Here is a 16,069-nt window from a genome sequence, read left to right as displayed (position 1 = left end):
CCCTCAGTCCCGGAGGTAGGCGAGGTCGGGTACGTGCTTGCGGTAGCCGTCGAGCAGACGCTGGGCGACGGCGACGGAGTCGACGAGCGGGTGCAGCGCGAACGCGCGCAGCGCGGCGGCGCGCTCGCCGGTGGTGGCGGCCAGGATGACGTCGCGCTCGACGGCTTTGACGGAGGTGACCAGGCCGACGGCGTGGCCGGGCAGCGGATCGCCGACGATCGGGCGGGCGCCGTTGGCGTCCACGTGGCAGGGCACCTCCACGACGGCCTCGGCGTCGAGCGGCTCCAGGGCGCGGCGGTTGCGGACGTTGAGGATCAGCGTGGTGCGCTCGTCGAGGGCGATGGCCCGCATCAGGGCGAGGGCGACCTTCTCGTAGCCGCCGGACTCCAGGTCGCACGAGTCGCGTTCGCCGGCTCCCGCGGCCTCCCGTACGTCGGCGCCGTAGGTCGTCTCGCGCTCCAGGCGGGTGGCGTCCCAGGCCGCGAAGGGCTCGGTGCCCGGGGCGCGCATCGTCTCGTAGAAGCGCTGCTGCTGCTCCAGGAGGAAGGCGCCGCGGGTGTGCTCGGCGTCGCGCGCGGCGGCCACGGTCTCGCGGTTGGAGTAGTAGTAGTTCAGGTACTCGTTGGGCACCGAGCCGAGGGTGCGCAGCCAGTCGGCGCCGAAGAGCTTGCCCTCCTCGAAGGAGGTGAGCGCCGCCTCGTCGGCCAGCAGCCGCGGGAGCAGGTCGACGCCGTCCACGCGCACCGCCCGCAGCCAGCCGAGGTGGTTCAGGCCCGCGTAGTCGAACCAGGCGCGGCCGGCGTCGACGCCCAGGGCGCGCGCCACCCTCCTGCCGAGGCCGACGGGCGAGTCGCAGATGCCGATGACGCGGTCGCCGAGGTGGTGGGACATGGCCTCGGTGACCATGCCGGCGGGGTTGGTGAAGTTGATGACCCAGGCGTCGGGCGCGAGCCGCGCGATGCGGCGGGCGATGTCGACGGCGACCGGGATGGTGCGCAGCCCGTACGCGATGCCGCCGGGGCCGACCGTCTCCTGGCCGAGGACGCCTTCGTCGAGGGCGACGCGCTCGTCGACGACGCGTCCGGCGAGGCCGCCGACGCGGATCGCGGAGAAGACGAAGTCGGCGCCGGTGACGGCCTCGTCGAGGTCGGTGGTGACGGTGACCCCCGGCGCGTCGGGGTATCCCCGCGCCTGCTGCCGCAGCACCCGGACGATGGCGTCCAGGCGTCCGGGGTCCAGGTCGTGCAGGGTCACGTGGGTGACGCGGCCCGCCGCACGGTCCTCCAGCAGGGCGCGGTAGACCAGCGGGACGCGGAAACCGCCACCACCGAGAATCGTGAGCCTCATACCTCGACCACCTCCACCCCCGCCTCGCGCAGCGAGGTCCGGGTCGTCGCGTCCGCCGGGGCGTTGGTCACCACGACGTCGATGTCCTCGGGCCCGCACACGCGGGCCATGCCGGTGCCGGGGAACTTGCCGGCGTCCGCGGCGAGCACCACCTGGTCGCTCGCCGCGATCATGGCCCGCTTGACGGGCACCTCCACGGCGGTCGTGTCCAGTATCTGCCCGTTGGGGCGGATGCCGCTGGTGCCCAGGACCAGCCGGTCGGCCCGGACCTGGCGCAGGTTGTCCTCGGTGAGGAAACCGACCAGGGAGCGGTACTCGCGGCGCACGACCCCGCCGAGCAGCACCAGCTGGACGTCCTTCTCGTCCTGCAGCTCCTCGTAGACCGCGAGGTTGCTGGTGATCACCGTGAGCGAGCGGCCGCGCAGGTGCCGGGCGACCCGCAGGGCGGTGGTCCCGATGTCCAGCAGCACGGTCTCGCCGTCCTTGATGATCTCGGCGCAGCGAACGGCGATGGCGTCCTTGGCCTCGACGCGGACGGCGGCGACGTCAGGGAACGGGTCGTCCTCGCCGGTCAGCGGGACCGCGCCGCCGTAGACCCGCTTCAGCAGGCCCTCGTCCTCGAGCTGGATGAGGTCGCGGCGGATCGTGGCCTGGCTGGCGCCGATCCGCTCGGCCAGCACGGTCACCGAGGTGGGGCCGTCCGCCCGCAGGGCTCGGAGGATCAGCTCATGTCGTCGGTCGGGGAGCATGGCACGAACCCTACCCGGGCTCTCTGCAAAGTCAATCAAAGTCGAGCAGGTTTGTGATTGACCCTTGTCAAACCACTGCACAGCATGCAAGCTCTTGCCTACTTCAGGCCGGGGCGTCCCCCCGTCCGGGCCTGGACCGGGGGGACACGAAGCACCGGGCGCCCCGCGCCGGTGCCCCTGGAGAGGTAGGTCGCAATGCCGCGGTCGACACACGCCGGCAGCACCCGGGAGGAGGCAGCCGATGTCTTCCTGTCAGGGCTGCTCTTCTTCGACCTGGGTTTCACCGGGCTCCCCTCGGCTCCCACCCCGGGCGCCGAGGTGTGGACCAAGGGCATGGGCACGTCCCCCGGCGGGATCGCCAACTTCGCGGTCGCGCTGCGCAGGCTGGGGCTGCGCACGTCGCTGTCCGCGGCCTTCGGCGAGGACCTGCTCGGCACGCACCTGTGGCACGAGCTGTCCGTCACCGAGGGCGTCGAGCTCTCCCGCTCCCGCCGCTTCGCCGGATGGCCGACCCCGGTGACCGTCTCGCTCGCGTACGACGGCGACCGGGCACTGGTCACCCACGGCCAGGAGCCCCCGCTCGGCCCGGACGCGATGATCGGCGAACCGCCGCCCAGCCGGGCCGCGATCGCCCACATCGGCGCCGAGCCGCTGGAGTGGGTGGGGCGCGCGCACGCCGCGGGCACCCTGGTCTTCGCCGACGTCGGCTGGGACCCCTCGGAGCGCTGGAGCCCGGCGGTGCTGGAGCAGCTGGCCCTGTGCCACGCCTTCATGCCCAACGCGGAGGAGGCGATGGCCTACACCCGCACCGGCACCCCGCGGGCGGCGCTGTCCCGGCTCGCCGACCTGGTGCCGCTCGCCGTGGTCACCGACGGCGCCGGGGGCGCGCTGGCGGTGGACGCCACGACGGGCGAGAGCGTGTCGGTGGCCGGTCTGGTGGTGGACGCCGTCGACACCACCGGCGCCGGCGACGTCTTCGGGGCCGGGCTGGTCGCCGCCACCCTGGCCGGCCGGCCGCTCGCCGACCGGCTGCGCTTCGCCAACCTCGTCGCCGCGCTGTCCGTGCGGCGGATCGGGGGCGCCGCCGCCGCACCGGACCTGGCCGCCGTCGGCCACTGGTGGCGGTCCGTGCGCGACTCCCCCGGCAACGACGACCTGCGCTCCGCGTACGCCTTCCTCGACCACGCCGTGCCGGCCGCCGAGACGACCGCCGCCGGCCCGCACCCCGCCGATCAGCCCGAGCAGTAGGAGAACCCCGTGGACCTTTCCCGCAGACGATTCCTGCAGGCGACCGTGCTCACCGCCGCGGCCGCCGGCCTCACCGCCGCGTGCGGTGGCGGCGGAGCGGGCGGCACCAGGAACGGCAAGAACCTCACGCTCTGGTACTGGGGCGGCGGGCTGAGTGACAAGGTTGTCAAGGACGCCGAGGCGCACTTCACCGAGGTGACCCTGAAGTCCGCGCAGATAGGCGGCGACTTCAAACAGAAGCTGCTCACGACGCTGACCGGCGGCCAGTCCGTGCCCGACATCACCGGCATCAAGGGCGAGGACATGGCCTCCTTCCTGCCCAACGCCAACCGCTTCCTGGACCTCAACGACCTGGGCTTCAAGGACGTGGCCCCGCAGTACCTGGAGTGGAAGACCAAACTGGCGCGGAGCGAGGACGGCCGGCAGGTCGGCTTCCCGATCGACATCGGCCCCACCGCGATGTTCTACCGCGCTGACTTCTTCGAGCAGGCCGGGCTGCCCTCCGAGCCGGAGCAGGTCGCGGCGCAGATCAAGACCTGGGACGACTGGCTGGCCGCGGGCCGGGAGCTGCACAAGGCGGTGCCGTCGGCGTCGCTGATCAACAGCGCGAGCGCGGTCTTCGACATCGCCGTCGGCCAGGGCACACAGCGCTTCATCGACACCGGCAACCACTTCGTCGGCGACCAGGACCACATCCGTGCCGCGTGGGACCTGGCCGTACGGCCGTACGAGCTCGGGCTAGACGCCAAGATCAACGACAACAGCTGGAACGCGGCCATCGCCAAGGGCACGCTGGCGACCGAACTCGGCGCCGCCTGGCACGCCCTGGACATCTCCTCCGCCGCCCCCGACTCCAAGGGCAAGTGGCGCGTGGCCCCGATGCCGGGCGGCCCGTCCAACCTCGGCGGCTCGTTCCTGGCGCTGCCCCGCCAGTGCCGCAACCCCGAGCAGGCCTTCAAGGTCGTGAGCTGGCTGCTGAGCCCCGCCAACGACGCCCGCGGCTTCGCCGACGCCGCGATCTTCCCGGCCGCCCCCGCGGCGTACGCGATGCCGCAGATGACGGCCGGCGATCCGTACTTCGGCGGCCAGAAGACCATCGACGTCTTCGGGCCGGCCGCCAAGGCGATCCCGGCTGCCTACGAGGCCCCGGCGGACGCGGCCCTGATGGCGACGTACAAGACCGAGCTGACCAACGTCGAGACCAAGGGCAAGAAGCCGGACGACGCCTGGAAGGACGCCGTGGCCCAGGCCAAGCAGATCGCGCAGCGGCAGGGCGTGCGCTGACATGGCGGCGCCTCCGACCACCGGCCCCGGTTCCGTCGCGGTGGACGCCACCGGCGGCGGCCCCGGGCGGCCGCGCTTCCGTCCGCGCCGCTCCGCGCCCGCGCACCACCCGCCCCGGCCGGGGGCGCGGGCCGCCCGGCGCGGGGTGCTGTCCTTCTGGCCGCAGTACCTGGCGATCTCGCCGTTCTACCTGGTCTTCGGCGTCTTCATGCTCTGGCCGGTGTTCTACTCGCTCTACCTGGCCTTCCACCGCTGGGACGGCATCGGCGAGATGCAGTTCGTCGGGCTGCAGCAGTTCCGCTTCCTGATGGACGACCCGGTCTTCTGGCTGTCGATCCGCAACACCCTGGCCATCTGGGTGCTGTCGACGGTGCCGACGCTCCTCGGGGCGCTGGTGCTGGCCACGCTGCTCAACTCCGTGCGGCGCTTCAAGTCCTTCTACCGGATCGCGCTCTTCCTGCCGAACGTCACCTCGATCGTCGCCATCGCGATCTTCTTCGGGGCGGTCTTCAGCAACAACTTCGGCCTGGTCAACGCGATCCTGCACATGGCCGGCCTGCCCGAGGTCCAGTGGATGAGCAATCCGTGGACCATCAAGCTGGTGATCGCGCTGCTGATGACCTGGCAGTGGACCGGGTACAACATGATCATCTACCTGGCGGGGATGCAGGCCATCCCCGGCGAGGTCTACGAGGCGGCGCGGATCGACGGGGCCGGGCCGGTGCGGACCTTCCTGCGCATCACGATCCCGATCCTGCGCCCGATCATCCTGTTCACGGTCGTCATCTCGACCGTCAACGGCCTGCAGAGCTTCACCGAGCCGCAGGTCCTCTTCGGCAGCAACGCGGCCAACGCCAATCTCGGCGGCCCCGGCCAGGCAGGTCTGACCACCTTGCTCTACTTCTACCAATCGGCGTTCTCCAACAACGACTTCGGCTACGGGGCCGCCATCGTCTGGGCGTTCTTCGTGCTCGTCCTCGTGCTCGTCGTCGTCAACTGGCGCCTCGTCCAGCGCGGGAGGAAGTCATGACGCGCACCGCACGGTCGCTGCGCCCCAAGGGGCTCACCGCGCACCTCGTGCTGATCGTCGCGGTCCTCGTCTCGGTCTTCCCGTTCTACTGGACGATCGTCATGGCGACCAACACCACCCGCGACATCTACCGCACGCCGCCCAAGGTCTCCTTCGGCCCGCACCTGCTGGACAACGTCCGCACGGTGCTCGACAGCATCGACTTCTTCGGCTCGATGCTCAACACGCTGGCGGTCGCCTGCGTCTCGACCGTGCTCGTGCTCCTCGTCGACTCGATCGCGGCCTTCGCCTTCGCCAAGTTCGACTTCCCCGGGCGCAGGTGGCTCTTCGGGGTGCTGCTCGTCTTCATGATGCTGCCGCTGCAGCTGGCGATCATCCCGCAGTACCTGATCATGATGCACCTGGGCTGGCTCGGCACGCTCAAGGCGCTCATCCCGCCCGCGCTGGCCAACGCCTTCGGCATCTTCTGGCTGCGCCAGTACGTCAGCGGGGGCGTCCCCGACGAACTCCTCGACGCCGCCCGCATGGACGGCTGCGGATTCCTGCGCCAGTACTGGCACGTGGTGCTGCCGATGATCCGGCCGGCGCTGGCGTTCCTCGGGATCTACGCCTTCGTCAACGCCTGGAACGACTACGTCTGGCCGCTGATCGCCCTGGTCAACCCCGAGCACATCACGCTCCAGGTCGCCCTGGCCCAGCTGAACGTCGGCCGCTCCACCGACTACAGCGTCGTGATGGCCGCCGTGCTCATCGCCTCCGCGCCCCTGGTGGTGGTCTTCGCGCTCTTCGCCCGGGGCTTCATCGCGGGCGCGACCGAGGGGGCCGTCCGCGGCTGACCGCACGGCCCCCGGGGCACCGCGGCGAACAGCGGCGCCCCGGGGCGGCCCCGGGCGGGCGGTCAGCCCGTCTGCACCGTGACCATGCCGTTCTCGGTGGTGGCGGTGATCCTGCGGGACGACGACGCATCGGTCGGCACGCTCACCTGCCTCATCCCGACGCCGGTCCGGGCCCGCACGTCGTAGGCGGTTCCGGGGGGCACGGTGACGGTGACCATGCCGTTCTCGGTCGTGGCGGTGACCTCCTCCGGTGCGATCTCGAAGGTCGCCTCGACCGTGCCGTTCACGCTCGTCAGGGACGCCCGGCGGGCGCCGAGGGCGGCGCCGGTGACGCTGCCGTTGCCCGTGCCGAGGTCGACCGCGCCGGTGACGCCGTCCGCCTCGACCTCCCCGTTGTCCACCTTGACGGTGACGGGCGTCGCAGGGGGCACCCTGACGACGTAGTCGACCTTGCACGGCCGGCTGTTCCCGCACCCGGAGCCGACCAGCCTCAAGGTGCCGGCCTCGACCCGATGGCGGGTGGCCGGCTTCACGGCGCCGTACTCCAGGGTCTCGGTCACCGACATCGGCCCGCTGCCCACGGTGATCCGCACGGAACCGTTCTCGTTGCGCACGTCGAGCGCCTTCGCGCCGGAGATCTCGTAGGAGTGCGGGGAGGACTTGTCGGTCGCGCCGCCGGGTGACCCCTCCCCCGAGGGGACGGCGGAGCCGGTGACGTCGGCACCGGGTGCCCCGTCGCCGCCCGCGTCGCAGGACGTCAGGAACCCCGCCGCCGCAAGTGCCAGGACGACCGCGACCGCGCGCCAACTGTTCACCACTGCCTTCTCCTTGCACGTCGTCAACCATCGCCCCATGCGGATCATATCGCTGCAAAGGCGGCATTCCCGATCCTCCGATGGGGTGACCGGCCCGTCGGCGGGCAGGCGGGCGGGCGGGCAGGGGATGGCGCGTGGCGGTCGCACCGGCCGCCCGCCCCGGGCGGTTACGGTCCGTGCATGGGACCGGGTATCGCCTTCGCTCTGTGTGCCGCCGTGCTGATGGGGACGGCGACCGTGCTCCAGGCCATGGGCGCGCGCCGGGCCGCCGCGGCCGCACCGGGGGCGCCGTGCGCGGGGGCGCGGACGCTGGTGGCGGCACTGCGCTGCTGGCCGTTCGTCGTGGGTGTCGGGATGGACGCGCTGGGCTTCGCGGCGGAGTTGGTCGCGCTGCGGTCCGTCGCGCTGTTCGTGGTCGAGGCGGCGCTGGCGTCCTCCCTCGCGGTCACCGCGGTCGTGGCGGCGGTGCTGCTGAAGGTGCGGCTGCGCGCGGTGGAGTGGACGGCGGTCGGGGCGGTCTGCCTCGGGCTCGCGGTGCTCGCCGTCTCCGGCGGCCGGGACGGCGGAGGCGAGGGTGACCTGCGGCTGCGGCTGGCGATCCTCGTCACGGCGGTCGTGCTGGCGGTTGCCGGGCGGGTCGTGGAACGCCGTGCCACGCGGAGCCGGGCGGCCGTGCTCGGCGCCGTGGCCGGGCTCGGCTTCGGGGTCGTCGCGGTGTCGGTGCGGATGCTGATCGGGTTCGCGCCGGGCGAGCTGCTCGCGGACCCGGCGACGTACGCCGTCGTCATCTCGGGGGTCACCGGCTTCGTCTTCCTCGTCGACGCCCTCCGGGCGGGCTCGGTGACCGCCGCGACGGCGGCGATGGTCATCACCGAGTCCCTGTGGCCCGCGCTCTTCGGGGTGGTGTGGCTGGGGGACTCCACGCGGCACGACCGGGCCCCGCTCGCCGCCATCGGCTTCGTGCTGTCGATCGCGGGGGCGCTGGCACTGGCGCGGTTCGGGGAGGCGGAGCAGGACGCGCCGCCCGCGTCGGCCGCGGGCGGCGCGCCGTGAGGGCCGCCTGACGGCCGTCAGACGGTCAGCCGGTCACCGCCCCGGCCAGGTCCAGTCGGCGACCTCCGGCAGGTCCGTGCCGTGCTCGCGGATCCACGCGTGGTGCCGCAGCCGGGCGTCCTCCATCAGCTGCCGTACCGGCGCGGCCCGCACCGCCAGCCCCGGTACGCGGTCGATGACGTCCATGACCAGCCGGAAGCGGTCGAGGTCGTTGCGGACGACCATGTCGAAGGGCGTGGTCGTGGTGCCGATCTCCTTGTAGCCGCGCACATGCAGGTGGGCGTGTCCGGTACGGCGGTAGGCGAGGCGGTGGATGAGCCACGGATAGCCGTGGTAGGCGAAGATCACCGGCCTGTCGCGGGTGAAGAGCGCGTCGTAATCCGGGTCCGCCATGCCGTGCGGGTGCTCGTCCTTGGGCAGCAGCCGCGCGAGGTCGACCACGTTGACCACCCGCACGGCCAGCTCGGGCAGATGACGACGGATCAGCGAGGCGGCGGCCAGCACCTCCTGGGTGGGCACGTCACCGGCGCAGGCGAGGACGACGTCCGGTTCGCGGGTGCCGTCCTCGGTGCCCGCCCACTGCCAGACCCCGGCGCCGCGGGCGCAGTGGGCGCGGGCGGCGTCGAGGTCGAGCCAGTCGAAGCAGGGCTGCTTGCCGGCGACGACGACGTTGACGTAGTCGCGGCTGTGCAGCACGTGCTCGGCGGTCGACAGCAGGGTGTTGGTGTCCGGCGGCAGGTAGACCCGCACGACCTCGGGCGCCTTGTTGAGGATGTGGTCGATGAAGCCGGGGTCCTGGTGGGAGAAGCCGTTGTGGTCCTGCCGCCACACGTGCGATGTCAGCAGGTAGTTCAGGGAGGCGATGGGGCGGCGCCAGGGCAGCGCCCGGGTGGTGCGCAGCCACTTGACGTGCTGGTTCACCATCGAGTCGACGATGTGGACGAAGGCCTCGTAGCAGGAGAACAGCCCGTGCCTGCCGGTGAGGAGGTAGCCCTCCAGCCAGCCCTGGCAGGTGTGCTCGGAGAGGATCTCCATGACGCGGCCGTGCCGGTCCAGGTGTTCGTCGACGGGGAGGACCTCGGCCCGCCACGCCTTGCCGCTGGCCTCGTAGACCGCCTGTAGCCGGTTGGAGGCGGTCTCGTCGGGGCCCACGAGCCGGAAGTCGCGGCGCTCGGCGGTGTCGGCCATGACGCGCTCCAGCAGAGCGCCGAGCATCCGGGTGGGCTCGTGCAGGGTCACCCCCGGCTTGTCGACCTCGACGGCGAACCGCTCCAGGGGCGGCACGGGCAGGTCGCGCAGCAGCAGCCCGCCGTTGGCGTAGGGGGTGGCGCCGAGCCGCAGGTCGCCCTCGGGGACGCAGGCCAGCACCTGCGCGGTGGGCGCGCCGTCCTCGTCGAACAGCTCCTGCGGCCGGTACGAGCGCATCCACTGCTCGAGCTGCCGCAGGTGCTGGGGGTTGTCACGGACCGCGGCCAACGGCACCTGGTGGGCGCGCCAAGTCCCCTCCACGGGAAGGCCGTCGACCTCGGCCGGGCCGGTCCACCCCTTGGGCGTGCGCAACACGATCACGGGCCAGCGCGGTCGCCCGTTCTCCCCGCCCTCGCGGGCGGCGGCCTGGATCTCCGCGATGCGGTCCAGGGCGGTGTCCATCGCCTCGGCCATCGCGGCGTGCACCGCCATCGGGTCGTCCCCGGTGACGTACAGCGGCTCGTGTCCGTAGCCGCGCAGCAGTTCGTCGAGTTCGCCCTGCGGGATCCGGGCGAGAACGGTGGGGTTGGCGATCTTGTAGCCGTTCAGGTGCAGGACCGGCAGGACCGCCCCGTCGTGGACGGGGTCGAGGAACTTGTTGGAGTGCCAGGACGCGGCGAGCGGCCCCGTCTCGGCCTCGCCGTCGCCGATGACGCAGGTGACGACGAGTTCGGGGTGGTCGAAGGCGGCACCGTAGGCGTGCGAGAGCGAGTAGCCCAGCTCACCGCCCTCGTGGATCGAGCCGGGGGTCTCCGGCGCCACGTGGCTCGGCACGCCCCCGGGGAAGGAGAACTGCCGGAACAGCCGGTCCATGCCCGAGGCGTCACGGGGGACGTCCGGGTAGGTCTGCGAGTACGTGCCCTCCAGCCACGCGTTCGCCAGGACCGCCGGGCCGCCGTGCCCCGGGCCCCAGACGGCGAGCTCCCGCTGCCCGCGGGCCTTGATCACCCGGTTGAGGTGCGTGTACACGAGGTTCAGGCCGGGCGAGGTGCCCCAGTGGCCGAGCAGCCGTGGTTTCACGTGTTCGGGGCGGAGCGGTTCGGCCAGGAGCGGATTGCCCATCAGATAGATCTGGCCGACGGCCAGGTAGTTCGCGGCGCGCCAATGGGCGTCGAGGGCACGGAGCTCCTCGTCGTGCATGGCTTCCTCCGAAACGTCGGTTACGGGAGACCTCTCCTTCCCAGACTCGGCACTCCCGATGACGGTCCGCTAGGGCCGGATGGGGCCTCTTGCCGCGGTCCGGACGCCGACGGGATGTCCGACACGGGCCGTGATCTGGAGTGCCCGTGCCGGAGGAGGACGCAGGGAAGATCGCCCGTTGAGCGGTTTCGGGCGAACCGGACCGCTTTCGGCGCATCCCCGGCACGGCCCGTCCCCAGGCCCTACGGTCCCGGAATCGGCCCCGTAAGGACGCCCGGATCGACAGGGGGACCATGATGCACGAGACCCGGACCGACGCGGCGGCCCCGGCGGTCGGTGACCCGGCCGCCGGGGAGATGTTCCGAGCGCTGCTCGAGGCGGCCCCGGACGCGATGGTCATCGTGGACGGCACCGGTGTCATCAGACTGGTCAACGCCCAGACCGAGTCCCTCTTCGGCCACACCCGGCAGGAGCTGCTGGGCCGCCCCGTCGAGGTGCTGGTCCCCGATCGCTTCCGCGGCCACCACCCCGCCTACCGGCACGGCTACGCGCACAACCAGCAGGTGCGCCCGATGGGCGCCGGACTGGAGCTGTACGGACTGCGCAAGGACGGCCGGGAGTTCCCCGTCGAGATCAGCCTCAGCCCGCTGCAGACCGCCGACGGCCTGCTGATCTCCGCGGCGGTTCGCGACGTCAGCGAGCGCAAGGCCGCGGAGGAGCGCATCAACGAGCTGGCGGTGCTCGTGGAGTCGTCCCAGGACGCGATCCTCGCCAAGACCCTCGACGGCCGCATCACCTACTGGAACGCCGCGGCGCAGCGGCTGTACGGCTACTCGGCGGAGGAGGCGATCGGCCGGCACGTGTCGATGCTGGCCCCTGCGCACCTGAAGGAGGAGATCGCGGCCCTGCTGGAACGGCTCGCCCGCGGTGAGCGGGTGGAGCACTTCGAGATGCTGCGGGTGACGAGCACCGGGCGGCTGCTGGACGTCGACGTGACCCTCTGGCCGATCCGCGGCCGGGACGGGGCCATCGTGGGCGCCTGCTCCATCGTGCGCGACATCGCCGACCTCAGGCGTGCCGAGGAGGAGCTGACGGAGCTGTACCGGCAGCAGCGGCACATCGCGCTGACCCTGCAGCGCAGCCTCATGGGGTCGCCGCCGGAACCGCCCGGCATGCGCACCGCGAGCCGCTACTTCCCCGCCACGCAGGGCGCGGGCGTCGGCGGCGACTGGTTCGACCTCATCCCGCTGGGCGGAGGCCAGGTGGGCGTGCTCATCGGCGACGTGATGGGGCGCGGCCTGGAGGCCGCCGCGGTGATGGGGCAACTGCGGTCGGCGGCCCGCGCGCTGGCCAAGACCGGGATACCGCCGCGGCAGTTGATACAGGCCCTCGACGCCTTCGTCACCGACCTGCCCGACCAGCTCGTCACCTGCTGCTACCTGGTGGTGGACCCGGACGCGGGCGAGGTGACGGTCTGCTCCGCGGGCCATCTGCCGGTGCTGCTGGTGGACCCCGGTCCCGACGCCGTCGTGCGGGAGCTGCCCGCGCCGATCAGCGTGCCGCTCGGCGTCGGCGACGTGCCGCACCAGCAGGTGTGCCTGCCCGTGCCGGCGGGGTCGACGCTCGTGCTCTACACCGACGGGCTGGTCGAGACGCCCCGCTCCGACATCGACGAACAGCTGCGCCGCCTGGGAACGGAGCTCCGCACCGCCTTCGCCCGCTCCCCCGGGCTGGAGGAGGCCGCCGACATGGTGCTGGCCTCACTCCGCCCCGACGCCGACGGCCACGCCGACGACGTCACCCTGCTGCTGGCCCGGCTGCCCGAGGCACCGCTCGCCTCGACCGCCATAGAGGTGACGGCCGTCCCCTCGGCGGTCGCCGACGGGCGCGGCTTCGTCCGCGAGACCCTGGCGCAGTGGGGCTGCGAGGAGGTCTCGGACGCCGCCTGCCTGCTGGCCTCGGAGGTCCTCACCAACGCCGTCCGGCACGCCCAGGGGCCGCTGCGGCTGCGGCTGCACCGTACCGACCAGGAGATCACCGTCGAGGTCACCGACCACAGCACCCACATCCCGCAGCGCCGTCCGGCCGAGCTCGGCGACGAGTCGGGGCGCGGCCTGCTGCTGGTGGAGGCCCTGGCCACGGGCTGGGGCACCCGGCCGTCCAGCGAGGGCAAGACGGTGTGGTTCACCCTCCGGCTGGCGCACGGGTGACGCCGGGGGCGGCGCCGCCGGTTGCCCCGCTCACCTCGGCCGCCTCGGCCACCTCGACGAAGTGTGGGTTGTACATCACGCCGAGCAGGTTCCCGAAGGGGTCGACGGCCGCGCCCGCGACAAAGCCGTGGCCGTAGTCGCGCGGTGCCTCGTGGGAGCGGGCCCCCAGGGCGAGCAGTCGCTCCCAGACCGCCTCGACGTCGTCGACGTGCCAGTAGGCGACCACGCCGACCGGCGCGGAGGGCGTACGGGAGACGCCCAGCTCCTGGCTGTGGTCGCCGAGGCGGAACTCGATGTAGTCCGGGGTGTCGAAGTAGGGCTCGACGCCGAGCAGTTCGATGTACCAGGCCTTCGCGGCCGCGAGGTCCTCCGCGTGGTGGCGGATGGTGGCCAGACCGCGGAATGTCGTCGTCATACCGTCATGCTCGCGCGGCTGGCGGTCGGTTCCGGTCCGCATTGCGCGAGTCCCGGGGCCCGGACGGCGGTGCGGTCGTGACCAGGGCCGCGCGCCGCCGGTCCCGGTCCGGGGTCCGTCCGTAGCATCGGGTCCATGGCAACCCTGTGGGAGCTCATGCGCGACTGCATCCCCGACGACCACGCCCGCCAGGTCACCTCGCGCTTCTACCTCGACGAGGCCATGACCTCCGCCCAGGCACCGGACCGGGTGGTGGACCTCGGCTGCGGCCGCGGCACCTCCGCCGCGCACTTCCGCCGGCACAACCCGCGGGTGCGCTGGGTGGGCGTCGACATCGGCGACTCCCCCGAGGCGCGGCAGCGCACCCCCGGCGACGACCCCGTCCTGCACTACGACGGCGTCCGGCTGCCCTTCCGCACCGGCGCCCTCCCGCTGGTCTACTCGCACCAGGTGTTCGAGCACGTCTCCCGCCCGAGGGAACTGCTGGCCGAGATCGGACGGGTGCTGCGGCCGGGCGCGGTCTTCATCGGCAGCACCTCGCAGTTCGAGCCCTACCACTCCTTCAGTCTCTGGAACTACACGCCGTACGGCTTCCGGGTGCTGGTCGAGGAGGCCGGGCTCACCCTGGAGGAGATCCGGCCCTCGCTGGACGGGGTGACCCTCATCATGCGCTCTTACCACGGGCGGCCGCCGGAGTACGGCCGCTACTGGGACGAGGCGTCACCCCTGAACGCCGAGATCGACACCTGGGCGCAGCGGACGAAGCGCGGCGCCGCCCTGGCGAACCTCCGCAAGCTCACCTACTGCGGGCAGTTCGCCTTCCGCGTCCGCAAGCCCGCTGCCGCACCCGCGGTGTGACGGCACGTCATCACCCCAGCGACAGCGACTCCGGACCCGGCTCCCCCGGGCGGGAGTGGCCCGACAGGGCGAGGGTGAGGTCGAACTCGGCGAGCAGGCAGCGGATGACGTGCTCGACGCCCGCCCGGCCGTCGAGGCCGAGGCCGTAGGCGTAGGGGCGGCCGAGGAGGACGGCGGAGGCGCCGAGGGCGAGGGCCTTGAAGACGTCGTCGCCGGTGCGGATGCCGCTGTCGAAGAGGACGGCGAGGCGGTCGCCGACGGCGCGGGCCACCGCGGGGAGGGCGTCGGCGGCGCCGATCGCACCGCCCACCTGGCGGCCGCCGTGGTTGGAGACGACGACGCCGTCCATGCCGGCGTCGGCGGCCAGACGGGCGTCGTCGGGGTGCTGCACGCCCTTGAGGACGATGGGGCCGTCCCAGTTCTCGCGCAGGAAGGCGAGGTCGGGCCAGGTCTTGCCGGGGTCGGCGAACATGCCGACGAAGTGCAGGACGGCGGCGTTGAGGTCGTCCTCGACGGGCTTGGCGAGTCCGGCGAGGAAGGCGGGGTCGGTGAAGTAGTTGGCGGTGCCGATGCCCTTGAGGAAGGGCAGGTACGCCTGGTCCAGGTCGCGGGGCCGCCAGGCGAGCAGCGGGGTGTCGAGGGTGACGAACAGCGCGGTGTACCCGGCGGCCTTGGCGCGGCCCAGGAAGCTGCGCGTCACCTCTCGGTCCTTGGCCCAGTACAGCTGGAACCAGCGTTCCGCGTCGCCCATGGCCTCGGCGACGTCCTCCATGGGCGTGCTGGACGCCGAGGAGAGCACGAACGGCACCCCCTGCGCCGCGGCGGCACGGGCGGCCGCGCGCTCGGCGTCGGGGTGCACGATCGACAGGACGCCGACCGGGCCCAGCGCGAGCGGGGCGCTCAGCGTGCGGCCGAGGACCTCCACCGACAGGTCGCGCGCCGACACGTCGCGCAGCATGCGCGGCACGATCCGCAGCCGGTCCAGGGCCTCCCGGTTGGCACGTTCCGTGCGGCCGCTTCCCGCGCTGCCGGCGACGTACCCGAAGGGACCGGGGGCCAGGCGCTCGGCGGCCAGTGCCTCCAGCCGCGTCAGGTCGGTGGGGAGCGCGGGCAGCACGCCCGCGAGCCCGTTGAGGTAGATCTCGTACTGGTGGTCCGCCCGGTCGCCCATCCCTGTCCCTGTCCCGTCTCTCGGTGCCGAGAGCAGGACTGTGTCAGGGCCGGGCCGCCGCGTCCACCGTCCGGTCAGGCTTCTTGCGGCAGCTCGGCAGCCATGTCGGCGCGTACGGCGGCATTGCGGCGGGAGATCACCACCGCCGCGGCGACGGCGCTGGCCGCGAAGGATGCCGCGACCGTCCAGGGACAGTCCAGTACGCCGCCGGTCAGATGGTCCAGGGAGTAGCGGCCGGGCCCGGCCAGACCGATCGCGGCGGCCGTGAAGCCGAGGAAGGCCGGGTGCTCGAAGCCGCCCGAGGCGGAGAAGAAGCCGGCCGGCAGGTGCACGGAGACGGCGCCGGCCATCCCCCCGGCGGCGGCCGCGCCCGCGGCCGGCGTGGCCAGGCCGAGCGCCAGCAGGGTGCCGCCGCCGGCCTCGGCGAGGCCTGAGGCGAGCGCGCTGCGCCGGCCGGGCCGGAAGCCCATGGACTCCATCGCCTCGCCCGTGCCCTCCAGGCCGTGGCCCCCGAACCAGCCGAAGAGCTTCTGGGAGCCGTGCGCGAAGAGCACCGCGCCGGCACCGAGACGCAGCGCGAGCAGTCCGAGGTCCTTGCGGCGGCTGTTGAGCATGACGGGGTCCTTCCGGGGCGGTGCTGACGCGTACGGCCAGTCTCGGCGCCC

At 72.7% G+C, this 16,069-nt stretch carries 14 protein-coding genes; 7 read left to right on the top strand and 7 right to left on the bottom strand.

What is annotated here, in order from left to right; all coding sequences use genetic code 11:
• Positions 1-3 precede the first annotated feature (3 nt).
• Positions 4-1,347: a 6-phospho-beta-glucosidase gene (locus OIE69_RS33825; RefSeq protein ID WP_326578261.1), complete on the bottom strand. Its 1,344-nt coding sequence runs from the start codon at positions 1,345-1,347 to the stop codon at positions 4-6.
• Positions 1,344-2,132 (bottom strand): DeoR/GlpR family DNA-binding transcription regulator, encoded by a 789-nt coding sequence (locus OIE69_RS33820; RefSeq protein ID WP_451916793.1) that lies wholly within the window; start codon positions 2,130-2,132, stop codon positions 1,344-1,346. The genes OIE69_RS33825 and OIE69_RS33820 overlap by 4 nt, the downstream gene beginning before the upstream one ends.
• Positions 2,133-2,291: 159 nt before the next feature.
• On the opposite strand from OIE69_RS33820, the gene OIE69_RS33815 reads away from it, so the two are divergent.
• The 4 genes from OIE69_RS33815 to OIE69_RS33800 all read left to right on the top strand — a co-directional run bounded on the left by OIE69_RS33815 (position 2,292) and on the right by OIE69_RS33800 (position 6,494).
• Positions 2,292-3,344 carry a carbohydrate kinase family protein gene (locus OIE69_RS33815; RefSeq protein ID WP_326578257.1) on the top strand — a complete coding sequence of 351 codons (1,053 nt, stop codon included), beginning with the start codon at positions 2,292-2,294 and terminating at the stop codon, positions 3,342-3,344.
• A gap of 9 nt (positions 3,345-3,353) precedes the next feature.
• Positions 3,354-4,628, top strand: coding sequence for an ABC transporter substrate-binding protein (locus OIE69_RS33810; protein WP_326578255.1), 1,275 nt, complete (start codon positions 3,354-3,356; stop codon positions 4,626-4,628).
• 145 nt (positions 4,629-4,773) lie between these two features.
• Positions 4,774-5,658, top strand: a complete 885-nt coding sequence (locus tag OIE69_RS33805) for a carbohydrate ABC transporter permease (RefSeq protein ID WP_326581495.1) — start codon at positions 4,774-4,776, stop codon at positions 5,656-5,658.
• Positions 5,655-6,494, top strand: coding sequence for a carbohydrate ABC transporter permease (locus OIE69_RS33800; protein ID WP_326578253.1), 840 nt, complete (start codon positions 5,655-5,657; stop codon positions 6,492-6,494). The genes OIE69_RS33805 and OIE69_RS33800 overlap by 4 nt, the downstream gene beginning before the upstream one ends.
• Positions 6,495-6,556: 62 nt before the next feature.
• On the opposite strand, the gene OIE69_RS33795 is transcribed toward OIE69_RS33800, so the two are convergent.
• Positions 6,557-7,312, bottom strand: coding sequence for a DUF4097 family beta strand repeat-containing protein (locus OIE69_RS33795; RefSeq protein ID WP_326578251.1), 756 nt, complete (start codon positions 7,310-7,312; stop codon positions 6,557-6,559).
• A 177-nt stretch (positions 7,313-7,489) separates the two neighbouring features.
• Between OIE69_RS33795 and OIE69_RS33790 the strand changes: the two genes are divergently transcribed.
• Positions 7,490-8,362, top strand: a complete 873-nt coding sequence (locus OIE69_RS33790) for a DMT family protein (protein ID WP_326578249.1) — start codon at positions 7,490-7,492, stop codon at positions 8,360-8,362.
• A 33-nt stretch (positions 8,363-8,395) separates the two neighbouring features.
• Here the strand turns inward: OIE69_RS33790 and OIE69_RS33785 are convergent, their stop codons facing one another.
• Entirely contained in the window at positions 8,396-10,810 is a 2,415-nt protein-coding gene (locus OIE69_RS33785; protein WP_455550605.1) for a phosphoketolase family protein, read from the bottom strand.
• Between the two features lie 236 nt (positions 10,811-11,046).
• On the opposite strand from OIE69_RS33785, the gene OIE69_RS33780 reads away from it, so the two are divergent.
• Entirely contained in the window at positions 11,047-12,960 is a 1,914-nt protein-coding gene (locus tag OIE69_RS33780; protein ID WP_392567692.1) for a PAS domain S-box protein, read from the top strand.
• Here the strand turns inward: OIE69_RS33780 and OIE69_RS33775 are convergent.
• The gene (locus tag OIE69_RS33775; RefSeq protein WP_326578246.1) at positions 12,935-13,375 is read right to left on the bottom strand and encodes a VOC family protein; all 441 of its coding nucleotides are present in this window, start codon (positions 13,373-13,375) and stop codon (positions 12,935-12,937) included. The genes OIE69_RS33780 and OIE69_RS33775 overlap by 26 nt on opposite strands.
• Positions 13,376-13,510: 135 nt before the next feature.
• Here OIE69_RS33775 and OIE69_RS33770 point away from each other — a divergent pair, with 135 nt between their 5' ends.
• Positions 13,511-14,233, top strand: a complete 723-nt coding sequence (locus OIE69_RS33770) for a class I SAM-dependent methyltransferase (RefSeq protein WP_326578245.1) — start codon at positions 13,511-13,513, stop codon at positions 14,231-14,233.
• Positions 14,234-14,243: 10 nt separating this feature from the next.
• On the opposite strand, the gene OIE69_RS33765 is transcribed toward OIE69_RS33770, so the two are convergent.
• Both OIE69_RS33765 and OIE69_RS33760 read right to left on the bottom strand, forming a co-directional pair.
• Complete coding sequence (locus tag OIE69_RS33765) at positions 14,244-15,404, bottom strand: lactate 2-monooxygenase (RefSeq protein WP_326578244.1); 1,161 nt, start codon at positions 15,402-15,404, stop codon at positions 14,244-14,246.
• Between the two features lie 74 nt (positions 15,405-15,478).
• Entirely contained in the window at positions 15,479-16,018 is a 540-nt protein-coding gene (locus OIE69_RS33760) for a DoxX family protein (RefSeq protein ID WP_326578243.1), read from the bottom strand.
• Between the last annotated feature and the right edge of the window lie 51 nt (positions 16,019-16,069).

Origin of the sequence: Actinacidiphila glaucinigra, from assembly GCF_035918135.1 — a bacterium.
In the GTDB taxonomy this organism is placed as follows: Bacteria; Actinomycetota; Actinomycetes; order Streptomycetales; family Streptomycetaceae; genus Actinacidiphila; species Actinacidiphila glaucinigra.
The sequence above is the reverse complement of the archived record's forward strand: the minus strand, read 5'-3'. Positions and strand labels throughout refer to the sequence as shown.